The organism is Burkholderia sp. Ax-1719, assembly GCF_011753055.1.
In the GTDB taxonomy this organism is placed as follows: Bacteria; Pseudomonadota; Gammaproteobacteria; order Burkholderiales; family Burkholderiaceae; genus Paraburkholderia.
On sequence record NZ_VWWJ01000008.1, the window covers coordinates 195,323 to 214,388 of the forward strand.

The 19,066-nt window shown below is 65.5% G+C and carries 16 protein-coding genes; 13 read left to right on the forward strand and 3 right to left on the reverse strand.

The window, feature by feature from the left end:
• Window positions 1-88 precede the first annotated feature (88 nt).
• Window positions 89-2,383, reverse strand: a complete 2,295-nt coding sequence (gene recG / locus F3J17_RS17235) for an ATP-dependent DNA helicase RecG (protein WP_167061007.1) — start codon at window positions 2,381-2,383, stop codon at window positions 89-91.
• A gap of 256 nt (window positions 2,384-2,639) precedes the next feature.
• On the opposite strand from recG, the gene queA reads away from it, so the two are divergent.
• The 5 genes from queA to secF all read left to right on the forward strand — a co-directional run bounded on the left by queA (window position 2,640) and on the right by secF (window position 8,837).
• A complete protein-coding gene (queA, locus tag F3J17_RS17240; protein ID WP_167061010.1) occupies window positions 2,640-3,701 on the forward strand; it encodes a tRNA preQ1(34) S-adenosylmethionine ribosyltransferase-isomerase QueA in 1,062 nt (353 codons plus the stop codon).
• Between the two features lie 106 nt (window positions 3,702-3,807).
• Entirely contained in the window at window positions 3,808-5,007 is a 1,200-nt protein-coding gene (gene tgt / locus F3J17_RS17245; protein WP_167061013.1) for a tRNA guanosine(34) transglycosylase Tgt, read from the forward strand.
• 303 nt (window positions 5,008-5,310) lie between these two features.
• Window positions 5,311-5,637 carry a preprotein translocase subunit YajC gene (gene yajC / locus F3J17_RS17250; RefSeq protein WP_167061016.1) on the forward strand — a complete coding sequence of 109 codons (327 nt, stop codon included), beginning with the start codon at window positions 5,311-5,313 and terminating at the stop codon, window positions 5,635-5,637.
• A gap of 176 nt (window positions 5,638-5,813) precedes the next feature.
• The gene (gene secD, locus F3J17_RS17255; protein WP_167061019.1) at window positions 5,814-7,871 is read left to right on the forward strand and encodes a protein translocase subunit SecD; all 2,058 of its coding nucleotides are present in this window, start codon (window positions 5,814-5,816) and stop codon (window positions 7,869-7,871) included.
• A 15-nt stretch (window positions 7,872-7,886) separates the two neighbouring features.
• Window positions 7,887-8,837, forward strand: coding sequence for a protein translocase subunit SecF (gene secF, locus F3J17_RS17260; protein ID WP_167061022.1), 951 nt, complete (start codon window positions 7,887-7,889; stop codon window positions 8,835-8,837).
• A gap of 78 nt (window positions 8,838-8,915) precedes the next feature.
• On the opposite strand, the gene F3J17_RS17265 is transcribed toward secF, so the two are convergent.
• Window positions 8,916-9,491 (reverse strand): YceI family protein, encoded by a 576-nt coding sequence (locus tag F3J17_RS17265; RefSeq protein WP_167061197.1) that lies wholly within the window; start codon window positions 9,489-9,491, stop codon window positions 8,916-8,918.
• A 69-nt stretch (window positions 9,492-9,560) separates the two neighbouring features.
• Complete coding sequence (locus F3J17_RS17270; RefSeq protein WP_167061025.1) at window positions 9,561-10,190, reverse strand: YceI family protein; 630 nt, start codon at window positions 10,188-10,190, stop codon at window positions 9,561-9,563.
• 416 nt (window positions 10,191-10,606) lie between these two features.
• Between F3J17_RS17270 and F3J17_RS17275 the strand changes: the two genes are divergently transcribed.
• From F3J17_RS17275 to F3J17_RS17310, 8 genes are all read left to right on the forward strand, one after another.
• Window positions 10,607-11,461 (forward strand): paraquat-inducible protein A, encoded by an 855-nt coding sequence (locus tag F3J17_RS17275; RefSeq protein WP_167061027.1) that lies wholly within the window; start codon window positions 10,607-10,609, stop codon window positions 11,459-11,461.
• 37 nt (window positions 11,462-11,498) lie between these two features.
• Window positions 11,499-12,197 (forward strand): paraquat-inducible protein A, encoded by a 699-nt coding sequence (locus F3J17_RS17280; RefSeq protein ID WP_167061030.1) that lies wholly within the window; start codon window positions 11,499-11,501, stop codon window positions 12,195-12,197.
• Entirely contained in the window at window positions 12,190-13,803 is a 1,614-nt protein-coding gene (locus F3J17_RS17285; protein ID WP_167061033.1) for an MlaD family protein, read from the forward strand. Before F3J17_RS17280 ends, F3J17_RS17285 begins: the two co-directional genes overlap by 8 nt.
• Entirely contained in the window at window positions 13,800-14,573 is a 774-nt protein-coding gene (locus F3J17_RS17290) for a PqiC family protein (RefSeq protein WP_167061036.1), read from the forward strand. The genes F3J17_RS17285 and F3J17_RS17290 overlap by 4 nt, the downstream gene beginning before the upstream one ends.
• Window positions 14,574-14,709: 136 nt before the next feature.
• Window positions 14,710-16,842, forward strand: coding sequence for a site-specific recombinase (locus F3J17_RS17295; RefSeq protein WP_167061038.1), 2,133 nt, complete (start codon window positions 14,710-14,712; stop codon window positions 16,840-16,842).
• Between the two features lie 194 nt (window positions 16,843-17,036).
• On the forward strand, window positions 17,037-17,315 hold the full coding sequence (locus tag F3J17_RS17300) for a type II toxin-antitoxin system RelE/ParE family toxin (protein WP_167061200.1): 279 nt from the start codon (window positions 17,037-17,039) through the stop codon (window positions 17,313-17,315).
• A gap of 9 nt (window positions 17,316-17,324) precedes the next feature.
• A complete protein-coding gene (locus F3J17_RS17305) occupies window positions 17,325-17,615 on the forward strand; it encodes a HigA family addiction module antitoxin (RefSeq protein ID WP_167061041.1) in 291 nt (96 codons plus the stop codon).
• A gap of 103 nt (window positions 17,616-17,718) precedes the next feature.
• Complete coding sequence (locus tag F3J17_RS17310; RefSeq protein ID WP_167061045.1) at window positions 17,719-19,041, forward strand: class I SAM-dependent RNA methyltransferase; 1,323 nt, start codon at window positions 17,719-17,721, stop codon at window positions 19,039-19,041.
• Window positions 19,042-19,066 lie beyond the last annotated feature (25 nt).

The window sequence follows — 19,066 nt, forward strand, 5'->3', positions numbered from 1 at the left end:
TCAACGCCCCTATCGGGGGCGCGATCATGAGGAGGGTCAGACGGCGGGAAAGCGCGCAGGTTCCGCTGATGTGGGGGCAATAGATTATTCAGGCTTTCAGATACTGCTCGCGCGCACCCAGCCAGCGGTTCAGGTGCTGAGTGACGACGTGCGGATATTCGTGCAGCAGCCGTTCGGCGGCCTCGCGCGCGGGCTCGATCAGCCAGGCGTCGTTTTCGAGACTGGCGAAGCGCAGCATGGCCGCGCCCGACTGACGCGCGCCAAGGAACTCGCCCGGACCGCGAATCTCCAGGTCGCGGCGCGCGATCTCGAAGCCGTCGGTGGTTTCGCGCATGGTCTGCAAACGCTGACGCCCGGTGAGCGAAAGCGGACCCGTGTAAAGCAGCAGGCACACCGACGCCGCCGTGCCGCGCCCCACCCGCCCGCGCAACTGGTGCAATTGCGCGAGACCAAAGCGCTCGGCGTGCTCGATCACCATCAGAGACGCATTGGGCACGTCCACGCCCACTTCGATCACCGTGGTCGCCACCAGCAACTGCACTTCGTTGCGCGAAAACGCATCCATCACGGCGGCTTTGTCCGCCGCTGCCAGCCGCCCGTGGACGAGGCCAACCGATAACTCAGGCAGCGCCGCGACCAGCGTTTCGTAGGTCTCGACGGCGGTTTGCAGTTGCAGCGTCTCGCTTTCCTCGATCAGCGGGCAGACCCAGTACACCTGCCGCCCCGTGAGCGCCGCGGCGCGCACGCGCGCGATCACTTCCTCGCGGCGCGCATCGGAAACGAGCTTGGTGAGAATCGGCGTGCGGCCTGGCGGCAGTTCGTCGATGGTGGAGACTTCGAGATCCGCGTAATAGGTCATCGCGAGCGTGCGCGGGATCGGCGTCGCGGTCATCATCAGTTGATGCGGCTGGAACTCGCGCGCGGCGTCATCAGGAGATTTCGCGTTTTGCGCCTTCGCGCGCAATGCGAGCCGCTGCTCGACGCCAAAGCGATGCTGTTCGTCGACGATCACGAGACCCAGCCGCGCGAATTCCACGGCGTCCTGAATGATCGCGTGCGTACCGATCACGAGCTTCGCCGTGCCGAGCGCCGCGGCTTCCAGCGCAGCGCGCTTTTCCTTCGCCTTGAGGCTGCCCGAGAGCCACGCCACCTGAACGCCGAGCGGTTCGAGCCAGCCGCGCAGCTTGCGCGCGTGCTGTTCCGCGAGGATTTCGGTGGGCGCCATCAGCGCGGCCTGATAACCGGCGTCGATGGCCTGCGCGGCGGCGAGAGCCGCCACCACAGTCTTGCCCGCGCCCACATCGCCTTGCAGCAGACGCTGCATCGGATGCGGCGCTTCGAGGTCCTGCGCAATCTCGCCAACCACACGCTCCTGCGCGTTCGTGAGCTTGAACGGCAGCGCTTCGCGCAGGCGCGCGAGCAGCGTTTCCTCGCTCTTGCGGCCCGCGACGTGACGCGCCATCGCCGGTGCGGCGCGCGTGCGGCGCTCTTCGTGCGCGCGCTTGAGCGAGAGCTGCTGCGCGAGCAGTTCGTCGAACTTGATGCGCGTCCAGGCGGGATGCGAGCCGTCGATCAGTTCGTTTTGATCGGCGTTGATGGGCGGATGGTGCAGCGTTCTGACCGCATCCATCAGGCCGGGCACGTTGAGCGGCGCGAGAAATTCCTGCGCGATGGGTTCCGGCAGCAGTTCGGGCAGATGCGCGCGTTCGAGGGCGTTGTCGATGGCCTTGCGCAGATACGCCTGGCTCACACCCGCCGTCGACGGATACACCGGCGTGAGCGCCTGCGGCAGCGGCGCATCGCCTTCCACGACCTTCACCGCCGGATGCACCATCTCCATGCCGAAAAAGCCGCCGCGCACGTCGCCGCGCACGCGCAGGCGCTTACCCACCGCCATCTGCGCGACCTGCGAGCCGTAGAAGTTCAGAAAGCGCAGATGCAGTTCGTCGCCATTGTGGTCGCGCAGTTTGACGACCAGCTGGCGGCGCGGGCGATAGGCGACTTCGTTGTCGAACACCACGCCTTCGGTCTGCTCGACGCCGCCTGGCAGCAACTCGCCGATGGGCGTGAGCGTGGTTTCGTCCTCGTAGCGCATCGGCAGATGCAGCACGAGGTCGATGGCGCTCTTCAGGCCCAGTTTGGCGAGGCGGTCGGCGGTTTTGGTGAGCTTGGGCTTGTCTTTCGCGTCGGCTTTGGCGTCGGCTTTGGCGTCGGCTTTTTCGGCCGCTTTCTTCGAGGCGGTGCGTTTGCGCGGCGCCGCGGCGTTGGGCGCGCCGTCCTGGACATCGTCGCTGGCGTTGGCGCGCGCTTCCGGCTGCGTGTCGTCGTTGGGGACGCTCGCGGGATCGGATTCGGCAATCATTCGGCTAACGGACGAGGGCATGGGCTGCTTCACAAGTACAATATCGGCTTTCCGGCATGGCGCGGCACGTCCGCGCATCGGCCCGCCGCTGTCTACGCTGCGGTCAATGCCGCTTTCGAGGCTGCTGGCTGGCCGGTTCCGCAATCATACTTGCTCGTTCCGCCCGAGCGGGCATCCAGGCCGTTTTTGGGGCGCAACCGCTACGCGTTCCGATCCCAGAAACCCGCCGCCGCGCCGTATCGTCGGCGCCTTATCGCTTACCGTGTTTTCAGGCCGTATGTTCAAGCTTTCCGATTTCGATTTCGATCTTCCCGAAGCGCTGATCGCGCAGACCGCCCTGCCCGAGCGCAGCGCGAGCCGTCTCCTGGAAGTCGATAACACGGTGCAGCCCGCGCGGCTGACCGATCGCACGTTCGCCGATCTGCCCGCATGCATCGCGCCCGGCGACCTGCTCGTGTTCAACGATACCAAGGTGCTGAAGGCGCGTTTCTTCGGCCAGAAGGCCAGCGGCGGCAAGATCGAAGTGCTGGTCGAGCGCCTGACCGGCGCGCGCACGGCGCTCGCGCAGATCCGCGCGAGCAAGAGCCCCGGTCCCGGCACGGTGCTGCGTCTGGCCGACGCGTTCGAGGTCACGGTGGGCGAGCGCGTCGAGCCGTTCTTCACGCTGCATTTCCCCGACGACTGTCTCACACTGATCGAACAGTTCGGCCGTCTGCCGCTGCCGCCCTACATCACGCACGACGCCGATGCCGGCGACGAAACGCGCTATCAGACCGTGTTTGCGCAGAATCCCGGCGCGGTGGCCGCGCCCACGGCGGGCCTGCATTTCGACGACGCGCTGCTCGCGAAACTCGACGCCATGGGCGTGGAGCGCGCCACGCTCACGCTGCACGTGGGCGCGGGCACGTTCCAGCCGGTGCGCGTGGACAACATCGCCGAGCACAAGATGCACAGCGAGTGGTATCAACTGCCGCAAACGCTGGTCGACAAGATCACCGCTACGCGCGCGCGCGGCGGCAAGGTGATCGCGGTGGGCACGACCTCGATGCGCGCGCTCGAAGCTGCCGCACGCGACGCCGCGAACGAGAATCGCCCGCTCGCGGCCACACAGGCGGAAACCGATATCTTCATCACGCCGGGCTATCAGTTCCGCGTGGTCGACCGGCTCGTCACGAACTTCCATTTGCCGAAATCGACGCTGCTGATGCTGGTGTCGGCGTTCGCGGGCATCGAAACCATTCGCGCCGCGTATCGTCACGCCATTGCCGAGCGTTATCGCTTTTTCAGTTACGGCGACGCGATGCTGCTCACGCGCACCGAAGACGCGCTGAACAAGTAAAAAGCGATAAAACGCCCCTTTTCCAGCCGCCTCGCGCCTCACGAACGCGCGGCGGCGTTTCACCAATTGCGCCGGACTGTTTTCCGGTAGCACAGGAGTCAACCGCATGACCGACGGTCAGCAAAACAACGCACGCGCCGAACACGGCGCCTATCTCGGCGAACGCCCGCAAAACGGCCTCAAATTCGAACTGCTCGGCACCGACGGCCTCGCGCGCCGCGGCCGCGTCACGCTCAATCACGGCGTGGTCGAAACGCCGATCTTCATGCCCGTGGGCACCTACGGCACCGTGAAGGCGACGCAGCCGCGCGAGCTGGAGGAAATGAAGGCGCAGATCATCCTCGGCAACACCTTCCACCTCTGGCTGCGTCCGGGTCTGGAAACCATCGAGGCGCATGGCGGCCTGCATCGCTTCATGGGCTGGAACCGGCCGATCCTCACCGATTCCGGCGGCTTCCAGGTGTTCTCGCTCGGCGACCTGCGCAAGATCTCGGAAGACGGCGTGCGCTTCGCCTCGCCCGTGAACGGCGACAAGCTGTTCCTGTCGCCCGAAGTGTCGATGCAGATCCAGAAGGTGCTGAATTCGGACATCGTCATGCAGTTCGACGAATGCACGCCCTACGCAACCAATGGCGTCACCACGACGCACAAGGAAGCGGCGGATTCCATGCGCATGTCGATGCGCTGGGCGCAGCGCTCGATCGACGAATTCAACCGTCTGGGCAATCCGAATGCGCTGTTCGGCATCGTTCAGGGCGGCATGTTCGAGGATCTGCGCGACGAATCGCTCGCTGGCCTGTCGCAGATGCCGTTCCACGGTTATGCGATTGGCGGGCTGTCGGTGGGCGAGCCGAAGGAAGACATGATGCGCGTGCTGCAGCACATCGCGCCGAAGCTTCCGGCCGACAAGCCGCACTACCTGATGGGCGTGGGCACGCCGGAAGATCTGGTGGCGGGCGTGGCCGCGGGCGTCGACATGTTCGACTGCGTGATGCCCACGCGCAATGCGCGCAACGGCTGGATCTTCACGCGTTTCGGCGACATCAAGATCCGCAACGCCACGCACAAGAACTCGCTGCGCCCGCTCGACGAGCAGTGCGGCTGCTACACCTGCCGCCACTTCACGCGCGGCTATCTGCATCACCTGCATCGCGTTGGCGAAATCCTCGGCGCGCAGCTCAACACGATCCACAACCTGCACTACTACCTGGAACTGATGAGCGAAATCCGCACGGCGATCGAGACGAAGTCCTTCACGGCCTTCCGTCAGCGTTTCGCCGAAAACCGCGCGCGCGGCGTGGATTGAACGCGGGAAGTGCGGGGCCACGGCGCGCGCCAGCAAGCTTTAGAAGGTTTTTGATGGCGCGCCGCCGCCAACGCCCGCACACTTTACAATTACCTTTCGCAACGACCGCGCGTCATGCGCGGCTGACCATCGAGTGCGTCGCGGCCGGGCTCGCGCAAGCGGGCAACCCGGCTGTACAGCGGCTAACAGCTTGATCGGAAAGCCTATTTGACGCCATCGTCGCGTTAGTTGCCGGTGGTAGAATAACCGGCTCGCTTTTGATCGTATCTTTGATCGTACAGATCGTATAACGGAGAGACCAACGTGTCGTTTATTTCCAATGCCTTCGCAGCACCTGCAGCTGGCGGCGCAGAATCGAGCCTGATGAGCTTCCTGCCGCTGATTCTGATGTTTGCCGTGCTGTACTTCATCATGATCCGTCCGCAGATGAAGCGTCAGAAGGAACACCGCAACATGCTCGCCGCCATGGCCAAGGGCGACGAAGTCATCATCAGCGGCGGCATCGTCGGCAAGGTCACGAAGGTCAATGAAGCGTATGTTGGCGTCGAAATTTCCGACGGCACGGAAGTCACCGTGCAGAAGGCGTCGGTGACGACCATCCTGCCGAAGGGCACGATCAAGTCGCTGTAAGCGCGAGACGATCGATCACGCATTGATCGTTGCATTGATCAGTTCAGGCCGCGGCTAACCCTGCGGCCCAGCGCGTCCGGCCCGGCCCCTGATTGCACCCAGAGCGGGCGGCACGAAGGCCTCGCCGGACGCGTGCGCATCGAGATGGCAACTCCCCTCCCCCGTTGGGCCAACCAATGAACCGTTATCCCCTCTGGAAATATGTCGTGATGGTCGTGGCGCTTGCCATCGGCCTCGTGTACACATTGCCCAATTTCTTCGGCGAAGCGCCCGCGGTCCAGGTGTCGAGCGGTAAAGCCACCGTGAAGCTCGACTCCGGCACACTCGCCCAGGTCGAAGCCGCGGTCGCCGCCGCCAACATCAAGGCCGACGACGTCACCTTCGACAACTCGTCGATGAACGCGAATATCCGCGTTCGCGTGGCCGACACGGACACCCAGCTGCGCCTGAAAGACGCGCTGAATCACGCGCTCAACGCCGATCCCACCGATCCGCAGTACATCGTTGCGCTGAACCTGCAGAGCGCCTCGCCGCGCTGGCTGACCGCCCTGCACGCGCTGCCGATGTACCTCGGTCTGGACCTGCGCGGCGGCGTGCACTTCCTGCTCCAGGTGGACATGAACGGCGCGCTCAACAAGAAGCTCGATTCCGACGCTTCGGACGCCCGCTCGCTCCTGCGCGACAAGAACATCCGCGACGGCGGCGTGAACCGCGTCAACCAGACGGTGGTGATCAATTTCGCCGATCCGTCGGTCGCCGACGCTGCGCGCCAGACGCTGTCGGGCACGCGCGGCATCGCCGAACTCACGTGGTCGACGCAGAACAATCCTGAAGGCGGCGTGCAGCTGGTTGGCTCGTTCACGCCGGCGGTCAAGAAGGCCGTGCAGGACGCCGCGCTCAAGCAGAACATCCAGACGCTGCACAACCGCGTGAACGAACTGGGCGTGTCCGAGCCCGTGATCCAGCAGCAAGGCGACGACCGCATCGTGGTCGAACTGCCGGGCGTGCAGGACACCGCGAAGGCGAAGGACATCATCGGCCGCACGGCGACGCTCGAAGCGCGCCTCGCCGACCCGAACGGCCTGCACCCGAATCCGGGCGACCCCGTGCCGCCGGGCGACGAACTGTTCACGCAAGGCAACGCCGCGCCGGTGCTGCTGCGCAAGCAGGTGATCTTCACCGGCGACCGCATCATCGACGCCTCGGCGGGCTTTGACGAACATCAGCGTCCGTCGGTCAACATCCGCCTGGATTCGGCGGGCGGCCGCGCGGTGGGTCAGGTTTCGCGCGACAACATCGGCAAGCCGATGGCGATGGTGCTGTTCGAAAAGGGCAAGGGCGAAGTGCTGACGGTGGCGACCATCCAGTCTGAACTGGGCGACCGCTTCCAGATCACGGGCCAGCCCACGCCGCAGGCGGCAACCGATCTCGCGCTGCTGCTGCGCGCCGGTTCGCTGGCCGCGCCGATGGACATCATCGAAGAACGCACGGTCGGCCCGAGCCTGGGCGCGGACAACATCCGCAAGGGTTTCGACTCGGTGGTCTACGGCTTCGCCGCGATCGCCGTGTTCATGGTCTGCTACTACCTGCTGTTCGGCGTGATCTCGATGATCGGCCTGTCGGTCAACCTGCTGCTGCTGGTGGCCGTGCTGTCGATGATGCAGGCCACGCTGACGCTGCCGGGTATCGCCGCTATCGCGCTCGCGCTCGGTATGGCGATCGACGCGAACGTGCTGATCAACGAGCGCGTGCGCGAAGAACTGCGTAACGGCGCGCCGCCGCAACTGGCGATCCAGAACGGCTACGCACACGCCTGGGCAACGATTCTCGACTCGAACGTCACTACGCTGATCGCCGGTCTGGCGCTGCTGGCCTTCGGTTCGGGCCCGGTGCGCGGTTTCGCGATCGTGCACTGTATCGGCATTCTGACCTCGATGTTCTCGGCCGTGTTCTTCTCGCGCGGTCTCGTGAACCTCTGGTACGGCGGCAAGAAGAAGCTCAAGTCGCTGGCTGTCGGCCAGGTGTGGCGTCCGGAACCGGAAGCGGCTGGCGCACCCGCGCTGAACGCCGAAGACACGGACACCGACACGGGCCGCGCCCTCGCCTCGAACGCCGTCAAGCGTCAAACGGGTCAGGCCGCGAAGGCCGGCGCCAAGGGTGCCGCGCGCGCGAAGCCGACGGTTCGCCGCCGCAACGACCCCAGCAGCCCCGACAACACCGGTTCGTCCCGCTGATACGGAGACTAGAAAATGGAATTTTTCCGCATCCGCAAGGACATCCCGTTCATGAAGCACGCGTTGATCTTCAACGCGATCTCCTTCATTACGTTTATTGCGGCGGTGTTCTTCCTGTTCCACCGCGGCCTGCACCTGTCGATCGAATTCACTGGCGGTACGGTGATCGAAGTGCAGTATCCGCAGGCAGTGCCGCTGGAACCCGTGCGTGATTCGCTCGCGAAGATCGGTTACGGCGACGCCCAGGTGCAGAACTTCGGCACCTCGCGCGACGTGCTGATCCGCCTGCCGATCAAGCAGAACCTCAGCTCGGCGCAACAGAGCGACCAGGTGATGGGCACGCTCAAGGCAGCCGAACCGCAGGTTCAGCTGCAGCGCGTGGAGTTCGTCGGCCCGCAGGTCGGCAAGGAACTCGCGACCGACGGCCTGCTCGCGCTCGCCTGCGTGGTGGCCGGCATCATCATCTATCTGTCGTTCCGCTTCGAGTGGAAATACGCCGTGGCCGGCGTGATCGCCAACCTGCACGACGTGGTGATCATTCTGGGCTTCTTCGCGTTCTTCCAGTGGGAGTTCTCGCTCTCCGTGCTCGCGGCGGTGCTCGCCGTGCTCGGCTACTCGGTGAACGAATCGGTCGTTATCTTCGACCGGATTCGCGAGACCTTCCGGCGCGAGCGCAAGATGAGCGTCACGCAGGTTATCAACCACGCGATCACCAGCACGATGTCGCGAACCATCATCACCCACGGCTGTACGGAAATGATGGTGCTGTCGATGTTCTTCTTCGGCGGCCCGACGCTGCACTACTTCGCACTGGCGCTGACGGTGGGTATTCTGTTCGGTATCTACTCGTCGGTGTTCGTGGCGGCCTCGCTGTCGATGTGGCTCGGCGTGAAACGCGAAGACCTCATCAAGGACAAGAAAGACAAGTTCGATCCGAACGATCCGAACGCAGGCGCGCAGGTTTAAGCGCTTGTACAGGTCGAACGAAAAGCCCCGCGCCAGTCGCGGGGCTTTTTTTCGTCCCTGTGGTGCGTCGCGCGAGCCTTACTGCTTGATGCCCTCGGCCTGGATATGCAGCTTCGTCTTCATGCTGAAGCCGTACTTCTTGCCCATCTCCATGCCGAAGTCGTCGCGATTGAATTCGGCTTCGGCCTCTACGCCGCAGACTTCGCGCTTGAGCATCGGGTGCGGCATGCACTTGAACGAGTCGATCTCCAGCTTCAGCGGCTTCGTCACGCCGTGCAGCGTGAGCGTGCCCACGACTTCCTTCGGCGTGTCGCCGTCGAACACGATCTGCGTACCCTTGTAGGTGGCGACCGGATACTTCGCGACGTCGAAAAACTCCTCGCCGCGCAGGTGCTTGTCGAGCTCGGTATTGCCCGTCTGGACCGAAGCCGGATCGATGCTCACGTCGACCGTGCCGGTCTTCGCGGCGCGGTCGAGCGTGACGGTGCCCGTGGTTTTGGTGAACTTGCCGCGCCACACCGACAGACCGGCGAAGTGATCGGCTTCGAAACTCGGGTAAGTGTGGTTGGGATCGAGCTGATAGGTATCGGCGGCCTGCGCCATCGACGGGATCAACGATGCGGCGATCGACAGCGCGGCGGCACCGGCGGTCATCACGTTTTTCAACACGAATGGGTTCAAGTACGCCTCCTTTTCGCTACGGGATGGGGGGTGAAGAAAACGCTAGCGCGCCGCATGCTGCGCCGCGACGACGATGTGAAACTTGATCAGCACTTCGTCCGCGACCGTCGACGTGTCTTTCCACTCGCCCGTGCCGATACCGAACAGCAGGCGGTGAATCGGCAAGGTGCCATCAAAGGTCTGCGTCGTGCCCTGCTGCGTGAGCACGACGGGCACCGCGACGCTCTCCGTGTGCCCCTTGATCGTCAGGTTGCCGCTCACGCTGTACTGGTTGGGGCCGGTCGAGGCAATCGCCGTCGAGACGAAAGTGGCTTGCGGATACGTCTTCGCGTCGAACCAGGCGGGGCCGCGCACGGAATCGTTATAGGTCGAATCGCCCAGATCGTAGCTGGCCGTGTCCACCGTCAGGCGCGCCGTTCCGCCAGCGGGCTTGGCCGGATCGAAGTCGATCTGGGCGTCGAACTTCGTGAAATTGCCTTCCACCCGCACGCTCAACTGCCGCGAAATCGCGACAATCGTGCTCTTGTCCGCATCGAGCTGCGCCCATGCGCTGCCCGCGGCAAACAGCAGTGCACCCGCCAGCAAGGCCGGCACGGCAAGTACCGATGCGAGCGCGCACACGTCGCGCGGCCCGCTGCGGGTATCGCCTGCCCGCCCTGTCGCTGCTTTCATGGCCATCCCCGAGCCGGGCGCAAGTGCCTGACAGCGCGCCCTCCGCCCGCGAAGGTGCGCTTGAGCGTGGCCGAAAAGCCGGCCGCCCACCTGCAAAGATAGCCGAACGTATAAAAACCGGCGCGACTGCAAACATCTAGATAAAGCGCAAACCCGGCTGCGAAAAATATTGCGCAAGTCTGTGCTGGCGCAGAATGGCTGCCCGGCTCGCATACGTAGCTGCGGCAAACGTGGCACACTCCACGACCCATCGAGCAGGGCCCAGGTCGCGGCGTAGCAAATGCGCGCCGCCATCCGCCTTTGGTAACATGGCCGGCAAGGCCGCTGCGGGCCGCCGCCCATCTTTGAGGCAAGCGGGCCGCAGCCGCGCCGGCGCTGCTCGTCCCCGTTCACGTCGTTTTGCGTCATCCGACCGCATGGCCCAGGACAATCTGATCGCGTGTCACGAATGCGACGCGCTCTACCGCAAACCACGCCTGCTCGGGCGACAGTCCGCGCGTTGCTCGCGCTGCGGCGCCACGCTCTATCAAAGCAGCTCGGCGCAGCTCGACCGCATCTGCGCGATGACCGTCGCCGCGCTCGTCACGTTCATCATCGCCCAGTCGTTTCCTATCATCGAACTCGACGCCAACGGCATCCATTCGGAGTCGAGCCTGTTCGGCGCGCTCGTGGTGCTGTGGAACGAGGACATGCAGATCGTCGCGGTGATGGTGTTCTGCGCAACGATTCTGTTTCCGCTCACCGAGATGGTCGCGCTGCTCTACGTGCTGCTGCCGATCCGGCGCGGCTTCATTCCACCCGGCTTCAATCAGGTGCTGCGCGCGATCCAGTTCGTGCGGCCCTGGGGCATGCTCGAAGTCTTCATGCTCGGCGTGCTCATCACGATCGTGAAGATGGTGAGCCTCGCGCGCGTGATCCCAGAAACCGCGCTCTTCGCGTTTGCGGTGCTCACGCTGATGTTCACGGTGGTGGTGACGTTCGACTCGCGCACGCTCTGGGATATCGCCGATGCACTGCGCGCGGGCGCGCGTCATGCCCGCCATCCGGGGCGCGGCGGATCCGGGTCGCACGGCGCCACACCTGCCGGCCCCGATATCGACCCGGACGGTTTGCTCGACCCGGGCGTGCCGCCCACGCTCGGCGGCCTGGAAGGCGGGGCGGCGGTCGACCACCCCATCGGCGAACCCGACATCCGCGACCCGTCGTCACCCAAGCCCGCACCCGCGCCCAAACCCGGCGCGCCCGATTCGCCGGGCTGGACTCCGCGATGAAGCACACGCTGAACAACCCGCGTACCGAGGCATCCCGATGAAATACGTCACCGCCACCGACGCCGGCCTCATTTCCTGCCACGCCTGCGGCCATCTGCAGCCGCGTGCGCGCGCCAAAGCCAGCGGCGCGGCTCATGCCGCGCACCAGCGCTGCGCACGCTGCAACTCGCCCTTGCATCTGCGCCATCCCGACAGCCTCGCGCGCACCTGGGCGCTGCTGATCGCGGCGGCGCTGCTCTACATCCCCGCGAACCTGCTGCCGGTGATGCACACGGCCTCGCTCGTCGGCGACGAAGACGACACCATCATGAGCGGCGTCGTCTACTTCTGGACCTCGGGCGACGCGCCGCTCGCGGTGATCGTCTTCATCGCCAGTATTCTGGTGCCGATGCTCAAGCTCACCGTGATCGCGCTGCTCTGCATCACCTCGCAGCGCCGCTCGACGTGGCGGCCGGTCGAGCGCTCGAAGCTCTACCGGCTGGTCGAATTCATCGGCCGCTGGTCGATGCTGGACATCTTCGTGGTCACGCTGACCGTCGCGCTGGTACGCTTCCAGTCGCTTGCGGTGATCACGGCGGGGCCGGGCGCCATCGCGTTCGGCTCGGTCGTGATCCTGACGATGATGGCGTCGATGCAGTTCGACCCGCGCCTCATCTGGGATCCAGTGGACGAAGACAAACATCAGCAGTACCAGCAGCAACCCACGCAACACTCTCAGGATCGCCCCCATGAATAGTCCGCAAGGACCGAATCCGCCGGACCTGCCCGAGCCGGATATCGTCAAGCCCAAACGCTGGCTGCCCTCGCTCGTCTGGATCGTGCCGCTCATCGCGGCGCTGATCGGCGTCGCGCTGGTGGTGAAGTCGGTCGCCATGCGCGGCCCGACCATCACCATCAGCTTCATGACCGCCGAAGGGCTTGAGCCCGGCAAGACCAAGGTCAAATACAAGGATGTCGATATCGGCTCGGTGCGCGCCATCAAGCTCTCGCCGAACCTCTCGCACGTGCTCGTGACCGTCGAGCTGACCAAGGACGCTGAAAACTTCGCCAAGAAGGACAGCCGCTTCTGGGTGGTGCGTCCGCGCATCGGCGCGAGCGGCGTTTCGGGCCTCGGCACGCTGCTGTCAGGTTCCTATATCGGCGCGGACGCGGGTCGTTCGGAAGAAACCGCCAGCGACTTCACCGGGCTGGAAACCCCGCCCGCCGTCACCATCGACGAGAAAGGCCATCGCTTTACCCTGCATAGCGAAACCCTCGGCTCACTCGACATCGGCACGCCTATCTTCTATCGCCGCATCCAGGTTGGCCAGGTTACCGGCTATTCGCTCGACAAGGACGGCACGGGCGTGACCGTGCAGGTCTTCGTGAGCGCCCCTTACGATCAGTACGTGGGCACCAACACGCGCTGGTGGCATGCGAGCGGCGTGAACGTGCAGCTCGACTCCAGCGGCATCAAGGTCAACACGCAGTCGCTCGCGACCGTCGTGGTGGGCGGCCTCGCCTTCCAGGCGCCGGCCGGCCAGGCAATGGGCCCGCAGGCGCCCGACAACGCCACCTTCACGCTCGCCTCCGACGAGAGCGAAGCGATGCGCGAGCCGGATGGCGCGCCGGTGCGCGTGGTGATGTACTTCAACCAGTCGCTGCGCGGCCTGTCGGTGGGCGCGACGGTGGACTTCCGCGGCATCGTGCTTGGCCAGGTGACCGATATCGGCATCGAGTACGACCCGAAGGAGCACAACTTCACCATGCCGGTGACGATGGATCTGTATCCGCTGCGTCTGTCGCGCCGTACGCGCGGCGAGCCGCCTGCGCCGCATACGCCGCAAAGCCGCGAGCTGGTCAAGCGTCTGGTGGCGCGCGGGCTGCGCGGCCAGCTGCGCACGGGCAACCTGATCACGGGTCAGCTCTACATCGCGCTCGACGTGTTCCCGAAGGCCGGGCCCGCGAAGGCGGACCTCGACCACGATCCGATGGAGCTGCCGACGGTACCGAACTCGCTGGAAGAACTGCAGCAGCAGGTCGCGGACATCACGAAGAAGCTCAATCAGATTCCGTTCGACAAGATCGGCAACAACCTGAACGAGTCGCTGAAGAACGCGAACCAGCTGTTCGGCAAGGTCAACGACGAGATCCTGCCGCAGATGAAGGGCACGCTCGACGAAGCGCAGAAGACCTTCAGCGCCGCGCAGTCCACGCTGCAGCAGGATTCGCCGCTGCAATCGGACGTCCATCAGGCGATGCAGGAACTCACGCGTACGCTGCAATCCCTCAACGCGCTCACGGACTATCTGGAGCGCCATCCCGAATCGCTGCTGCGCGGCAAATCAGGAGACCAGCCATGACGTTTCGCCGGCTCAACCTCCGGCTTCCCGCCGCCCTTCCGGTGCTCGCCTCGGCGTTCGCCCTGACCCTCGGGGCGGCGCTCGCGGGCTGCGCCTCGCCGGCCAGCCGCTTCTACACGCTGAGCCCGACCGGCGACGGCGCCCGTAATCCGGCGCCTGCGGCTGTCACGGCCAGCCCCGCCAATCCGGCCTGGCTGATCGAGCTTGCGCCGGTGGACGTGCCGCCGCAGGTGGCCAAAGCCCAACTCGTGGTGCAGACCGACGCCACCCAGGTGAAGGTGCTGGAGCAGGAACGCTGGGCTTCGATGCCCGGCGACGAGATCCGCCGCGCGCTCTCGGGCGACCTCACGCAGCAGTTGAACACCATCGACGTCTACGGCTCGCCGCATCCGGACACCGTGCCGGTCTATCGCGTCAGCGTGAACGTGCAGCGGTTCGAGTCGTGGCCCGGCTCGCATGCGCTGATCGACGCGGTGTGGAGCGTGCGTGCGCTCAACACGCAGACGGTCATGACCTGCCGCAGCGTGCTCAACGAACCCGTCGGCGATGGGTATGACGCGCTGGTGGTCGGACATCGCCGCGCGGTGGCCGATCTCTCGCAGGCGATTGCGAGCGGCGTACGCGCACTGGCCGCTACGCCGCAAATCAGCATGCCGGCATCGACATCCTCGACGTCGACCAAAGGCGGCGCGAAACCCGCCGTGCGCATGAAAGCGCCCGCCAGCATCGCCTGCCCGCAGATCGCGCCTGCCGCCGCTTCGGCGGGCTAACGGCCAAGCACAGCCCGGACGACGCGCGCGACTGCCGCCGCGTCGTCACCTTTCCCCCCACGTTGAGCCATTGCGAATAGCTCAAATCGCGCGGCCCGCGATAATGTCGGCTTGCCTCACTGCCCGACACTCTCGTATGTTCCGTTCGATTACGACGCTCTGGAAAAAATGGCGCGCCTCCCGCAGCGCCGGACAGCAGCTCGACGCGCTGCTCGCCAGCGCCGACGCCGATGCCCCCTATGCCGAACGCAGCGACTGGCTGATCGAGCTTGCGCACTGGATTCACCGGCGCGGCAAGCTCGATGCCGAAGCGGCGTCCGAACCCGCACCCGACGCACCACTGCGCACGCCGCCTGAGCATGTGCGCGTGCGCTATCTGCTGCATGTGCTCGACCGCAACCCGGCGTGGAAAGCCAATGTCGGCGCCATGGTGCGCAAGCTGCTGCGCGATAGCGACAGCATCTCGCTACTCTGCGACGCCGGCATGCCGGTGCATTCGGGCCTGCTGGGCGCGCTGGTCGAGCGCGTGCAGGCGCAGTTGATCCCGCCCGCGCCCAACCGACGCGACCTCGCGGCGCTCGTCACCCTGATGTTCCCGGCGACGCACGATCCCGAATGGATCGCGACCTTGCCCGCTGACCTGCTCAAACGCCTGCAGGCCTTGATCGCCGAGCCCGCGCCTTTGCCCGTGACTGCCGATGGCAGCGACGCCGCACCGCCCGCCCGCCTGCCGGGCGACTTCTCGCTCGACCTGCTCACGGCGCTCCACAACCTGACCTGCCAGATCAGCTCGACCGGTCTCTCGCCCACGGTGCGCAGCCGCCTGTCCAGCGACGAAGCGCGCGTCGCCATCGAAAAGCTGCCGTTCTTCCGCCTCACGCGCGCGCTGCTCGCGGTGGAAAACGCGCGCGATGCGGGCGAACCCGCGCGTCTGCTGCAGGAAGTGAGCTGGCTGCGCCTGTTGCTCGACGACTGCCGCAAAGCCACCGACGATGTGTTCGCGCACCTCTATCGCCACGGCGTGCGCGTGGACACGGTGTTCCAGGTCGAGCGCATGCGCATGCGGATCGTGCGCGCCGAGCGCCTGCTCGACGCGTGGATGGCCGCCGACGACGCCCCGACCCAGGCGCGCCTCGTCGCCGATCTCGTGAGCGCGAACCAGCGCAGCCAGAGCGTCGCGCACCTCGTACGCAGCAACTTTGCGCTGCTCTCGCGCAAGGTCGTGGAACTGTCCGCCGATACCGGCGAGCACTACATCGCACGAGATCGCGCCGAATACCTCACGATGCTGCGCATGGCGGCGGGCGGCGGTCTCGTCACCGCCGTCACGGTGTACGTGAAGTTCGGCGTCACGGGCGCGCATCTGCCATCGATGATCGAGGGGCTGTTCGCGGGCGTCAATTACGCGCTCAGCTTCCTCGTGATGCACTTCTGCCACTTCTCGCTCGCGACCAAGCAGCCCGCCATGACCGCGCCCACGCTTGCGCGTGAACTCGATGGCACGAATGTGGCGGCGGGCCGGGCGCGCTTCGTCTCGTCAGTGGTGGCGCTGATCCGCACGCAGGCAGCCGCCGTGCTCGGCAATGTGCTGCTTGTGTTTCCCGCGTGTCTGGCGATCCAGCTCGCCTGCGGCTGGCTGTTCCACGTCAATCTGATCTCGCCCGCGAAGGCGCACGCCACGCTGCAGTCGTTCTCGCTGTTCGGACCGACGCCGTTCTACGCCGCGCTCACGGGCGTGCTGCTGTGGGCGTCGAGCCTGTTCGCGGGATGGGCCGACAACTGGTTCGTACTCCATCGCGTTGAAGATGCGCTCGCGTGGAACCGGCGCCTGCGCATGACGCTGGGCGCTTCGGGCGCGGCGCGCCTGGCGCGCTTTTGCCGTGTGAATGCGGCAGGCGTGTGGGGCAATCTGGTGCTCGGCATGATGCTCGGTCTGGTGCCGGCGATCGTGTCCGCCGTGGCGTTCCACTTCGAGGTGCGGCACGTGACCTTGTCGGCGGGGTCAATCGGCGTGGCCATGGGCGTGCTCGGCACGCGCACGCTTGAAAGCGGCGAACTCTGGTGGGCCGTGGCAGGCGTGGCCAGCATGGCCGTACTCAACGTGACGGTGAGTTTCGCGCTCGCGCTGCATATGGCGCTGCGCTCGCGCGACCTCGGCCGCCGCGACGTGCGCCCGCTGATGCGCGCGTTCTGGCGGCGCGTGAGGAAGCATCCGATGGCGCTGGTCTGGCCGATCCGGCGCGGCGGGTTGCGGGAAGACAACGAATGAGTGAGGGCTTTTCTATATCGGATGGCCAGCGTTGCAAGCTGATCTGATCAAGCCCAAACAATGCGGCAAGCCTTGATGACACGGTGAGGAACGCTCGCGCTGCGGCATTTGCTGTGGCGTTCCTCAACCGCCTCTGCACCGCAATATGCCAACGCATGGCACTTGCAGCGTGTAGTCAACCAGGCTACAGTCGCATGATAAAAACCTTTCGGCACAAAGGTCTTGCAGCATTTTTTCTGGACGGCAACAAGGCGGGCATTCAGGCGAATCACGCGGGCAGGCTGCGCGTTTTGCTGGGAGCGCTCGATGTGGCGCGTGGCCCACTTGACATGAACTCGCCTCCCTGGCGCCTGCATGCGCTGCGCGGCAGTCTCCGCGATCACTGGGCTGTCTGGGTGAACGGCAACTGGCGTCTGACCTTCACGTTCGAAGGCGAGGATGCCATCCTCCTCGACTATCAGGACTACCACTGAAGGGCACGCATGAGCTGCAGAATGTACAACCCGCCGCATCCCGGCGAAGTCCTGCGCGAATGGATTCCGCCGGACATGACCGTGACGGAAGCCGCAAATGCGCTCCAGATCAACCGTGTCACGCTGTCGAATCTGCTCAACGGCAAAGCGAGCGTGACGGCCAATATAGCGCTGCGACTGTCCGCATGGCTTGGCACGTCGGCGGATCTCTGGCTGGGCATGCAGAATCAATGGGACCTCTGGCAGGCCAGCCGCCTGCCGCGGCCGACGATCAAGCCACTGGTTCGGGACGCAGCCTGAGCGTCGCGCAGCCGCGCATCCGACTCGCCCGCACCACGCCGCCCGGCCCCGCGCGCTAACCCGCGTACAATAGCGCCTTCCCCGCAGCGTCACCTCTCTCCTCATGTCTTTCGATTTCTTTGCTCCCTGCCCGCGTGGCCTCGAAGCCGCGCTCGCCGCCGAACTGGCCGAAACCGCGCAACTGCGTTTGCCGCCCGGCGCGCTTCAGGTCGGCGCCGAAGTCCCCGGCGGCGTGCATTTCCGCGGCAACTGGGCCGGCGGCATGGCCGCGAACCTGCATTCGCGCATCGCCAGCCGCGTGCTCCTGAAGATCGCCCAGCGTCCGTATCGCGGCGAGCAGGATATTTACGCGCTCGCGCGCGAGCAGCAATGGGAGAAGTGGTTCTCGCCGAACGAAACGATCCGCATTGACATCACCGCGATCAAGTCGCCGCTGCGCAGCCTCGAATTCGCCACGCTGCGCGTGAAGGATGCGATCTGCGACCGTATGCGCGACAAGGCCGGCTCGCGTCCGAGCGTCGATACCGCGTATCCGGATGTGCGCATCTTCGCCTTCCTCACCGCCACCGACTGCACGCTCTACCTCGATACGTCGGGCGAGCCGCTCTTCAAGCGCGGCTGGCGTCTGGACAAGGGCGCGGCGCCGCTGCGCGAAAATCTCGCCGCCGGCATCCTGCGTCTGACCAACTGGTCGCCTGAGCAGCCGCTCTATGATCCGATGTGCGGTTCCGGCACCTTCCTCGCCGAAGCCTGTCAGGTCGCCCTGGACATCGCGCCGGGTCTGTCGCGCAGCTTCGGTTTCGAGCGTCTGAAGCAGGCCGATACGGCCGCATGGCGTCATCTGAAGAGCGAAGCCAACACGGCGCGCAATACGGCGATGAGCCGCGCGAAGGATCTGCAGATTTTCGGCAGCGATATCTCGGACGTCATGCTGGAGAAGGCTCGCGCCAACTTCTCGCGCGCCGGTCTGGGCAACGTGCCGCTCAAGCAGATCGACGCGCGCAACATGACGCCGCCCGCCGCGGGCAACGGCATCCTGGTGGCCAATCCGCCGTACGGCGAGCGTATCGAAGTGCGCGGCCGCAACGCGCGTGGCGAGTTGCGCGAGCGCAATCCGCGTGACGACGACGGCTACGACGCGCTCGACTCGTTCCGCCGCGCCCACACCGATGCGCCCGACGCCGAGTTCTTCCAGGCGCTCGGCGATGCGCTCAAGCAGCGCTTCACGGGCTGGCGCGCGTTCTTCCTCACTTCGGACCGCAAGCTGCCGGGCCAGTTGCGCCTGCGCGAAGCCGCCAAAACGCCGCTCTTCAACGGTGCGCTCGAATGCCGTCTGTTCCGCTTCGACCTGATCGCGGGCAGCGTGCGCCAGCGTCCGGCGAAGGACGCAGCAGAAGGCGACAGCAACGAAAGCAAGCCGGGCTAAAGCGCTCGCGTCGGGCCGCCGCGCG

Coding starts and splice junctions, on each gene's coding strand:
- F3J17_RS17300 (WP_167061200.1), top strand. CDS start 17,037: ATGATAAAAACCTTTCGGCACAAAGGTCTTGCAGCATTTTTTCTGGAC.
- F3J17_RS17285 (WP_167061033.1), top strand. CDS start 12,190: ATGAATAGTCCGCAAGGACCGAATCCGCCGGACCTGCCCGAGCCGGAT.
- F3J17_RS17280 (WP_167061030.1), top strand. CDS start 11,499: ATGAAATACGTCACCGCCACCGACGCCGGCCTCATTTCCTGCCACGCC.
- F3J17_RS17270 (WP_167061025.1), bottom strand. CDS start 10,190: ATGAAAGCAGCGACAGGGCGGGCAGGCGATACCCGCAGCGGGCCGCGC.
- F3J17_RS17275 (WP_167061027.1), top strand. CDS start 10,607: ATGGCCCAGGACAATCTGATCGCGTGTCACGAATGCGACGCGCTCTAC.
- recG (WP_167061007.1), bottom strand. CDS start 2,383: ATGCCCTCGTCCGTTAGCCGAATGATTGCCGAATCCGATCCCGCGAGC.
- tgt (WP_167061013.1), top strand. CDS start 3,808: ATGACCGACGGTCAGCAAAACAACGCACGCGCCGAACACGGCGCCTAT.
- secF (WP_167061022.1), top strand. CDS start 7,887: ATGGAATTTTTCCGCATCCGCAAGGACATCCCGTTCATGAAGCACGCG.
- F3J17_RS17310 (WP_167061045.1), top strand. CDS start 17,719: ATGTCTTTCGATTTCTTTGCTCCCTGCCCGCGTGGCCTCGAAGCCGCG.
- F3J17_RS17305 (WP_167061041.1), top strand. CDS start 17,325: ATGAGCTGCAGAATGTACAACCCGCCGCATCCCGGCGAAGTCCTGCGC.
- F3J17_RS17295 (WP_167061038.1), top strand. CDS start 14,710: ATGTTCCGTTCGATTACGACGCTCTGGAAAAAATGGCGCGCCTCCCGC.
- queA (WP_167061010.1), top strand. CDS start 2,640: ATGTTCAAGCTTTCCGATTTCGATTTCGATCTTCCCGAAGCGCTGATC.
- F3J17_RS17265 (WP_167061197.1), bottom strand. CDS start 9,491: ATGACCGCCGGTGCCGCCGCGCTGTCGATCGCCGCATCGTTGATCCCG.
- F3J17_RS17290 (WP_167061036.1), top strand. CDS start 13,800: ATGACGTTTCGCCGGCTCAACCTCCGGCTTCCCGCCGCCCTTCCGGTG.
- secD (WP_167061019.1), top strand. CDS start 5,814: ATGAACCGTTATCCCCTCTGGAAATATGTCGTGATGGTCGTGGCGCTT.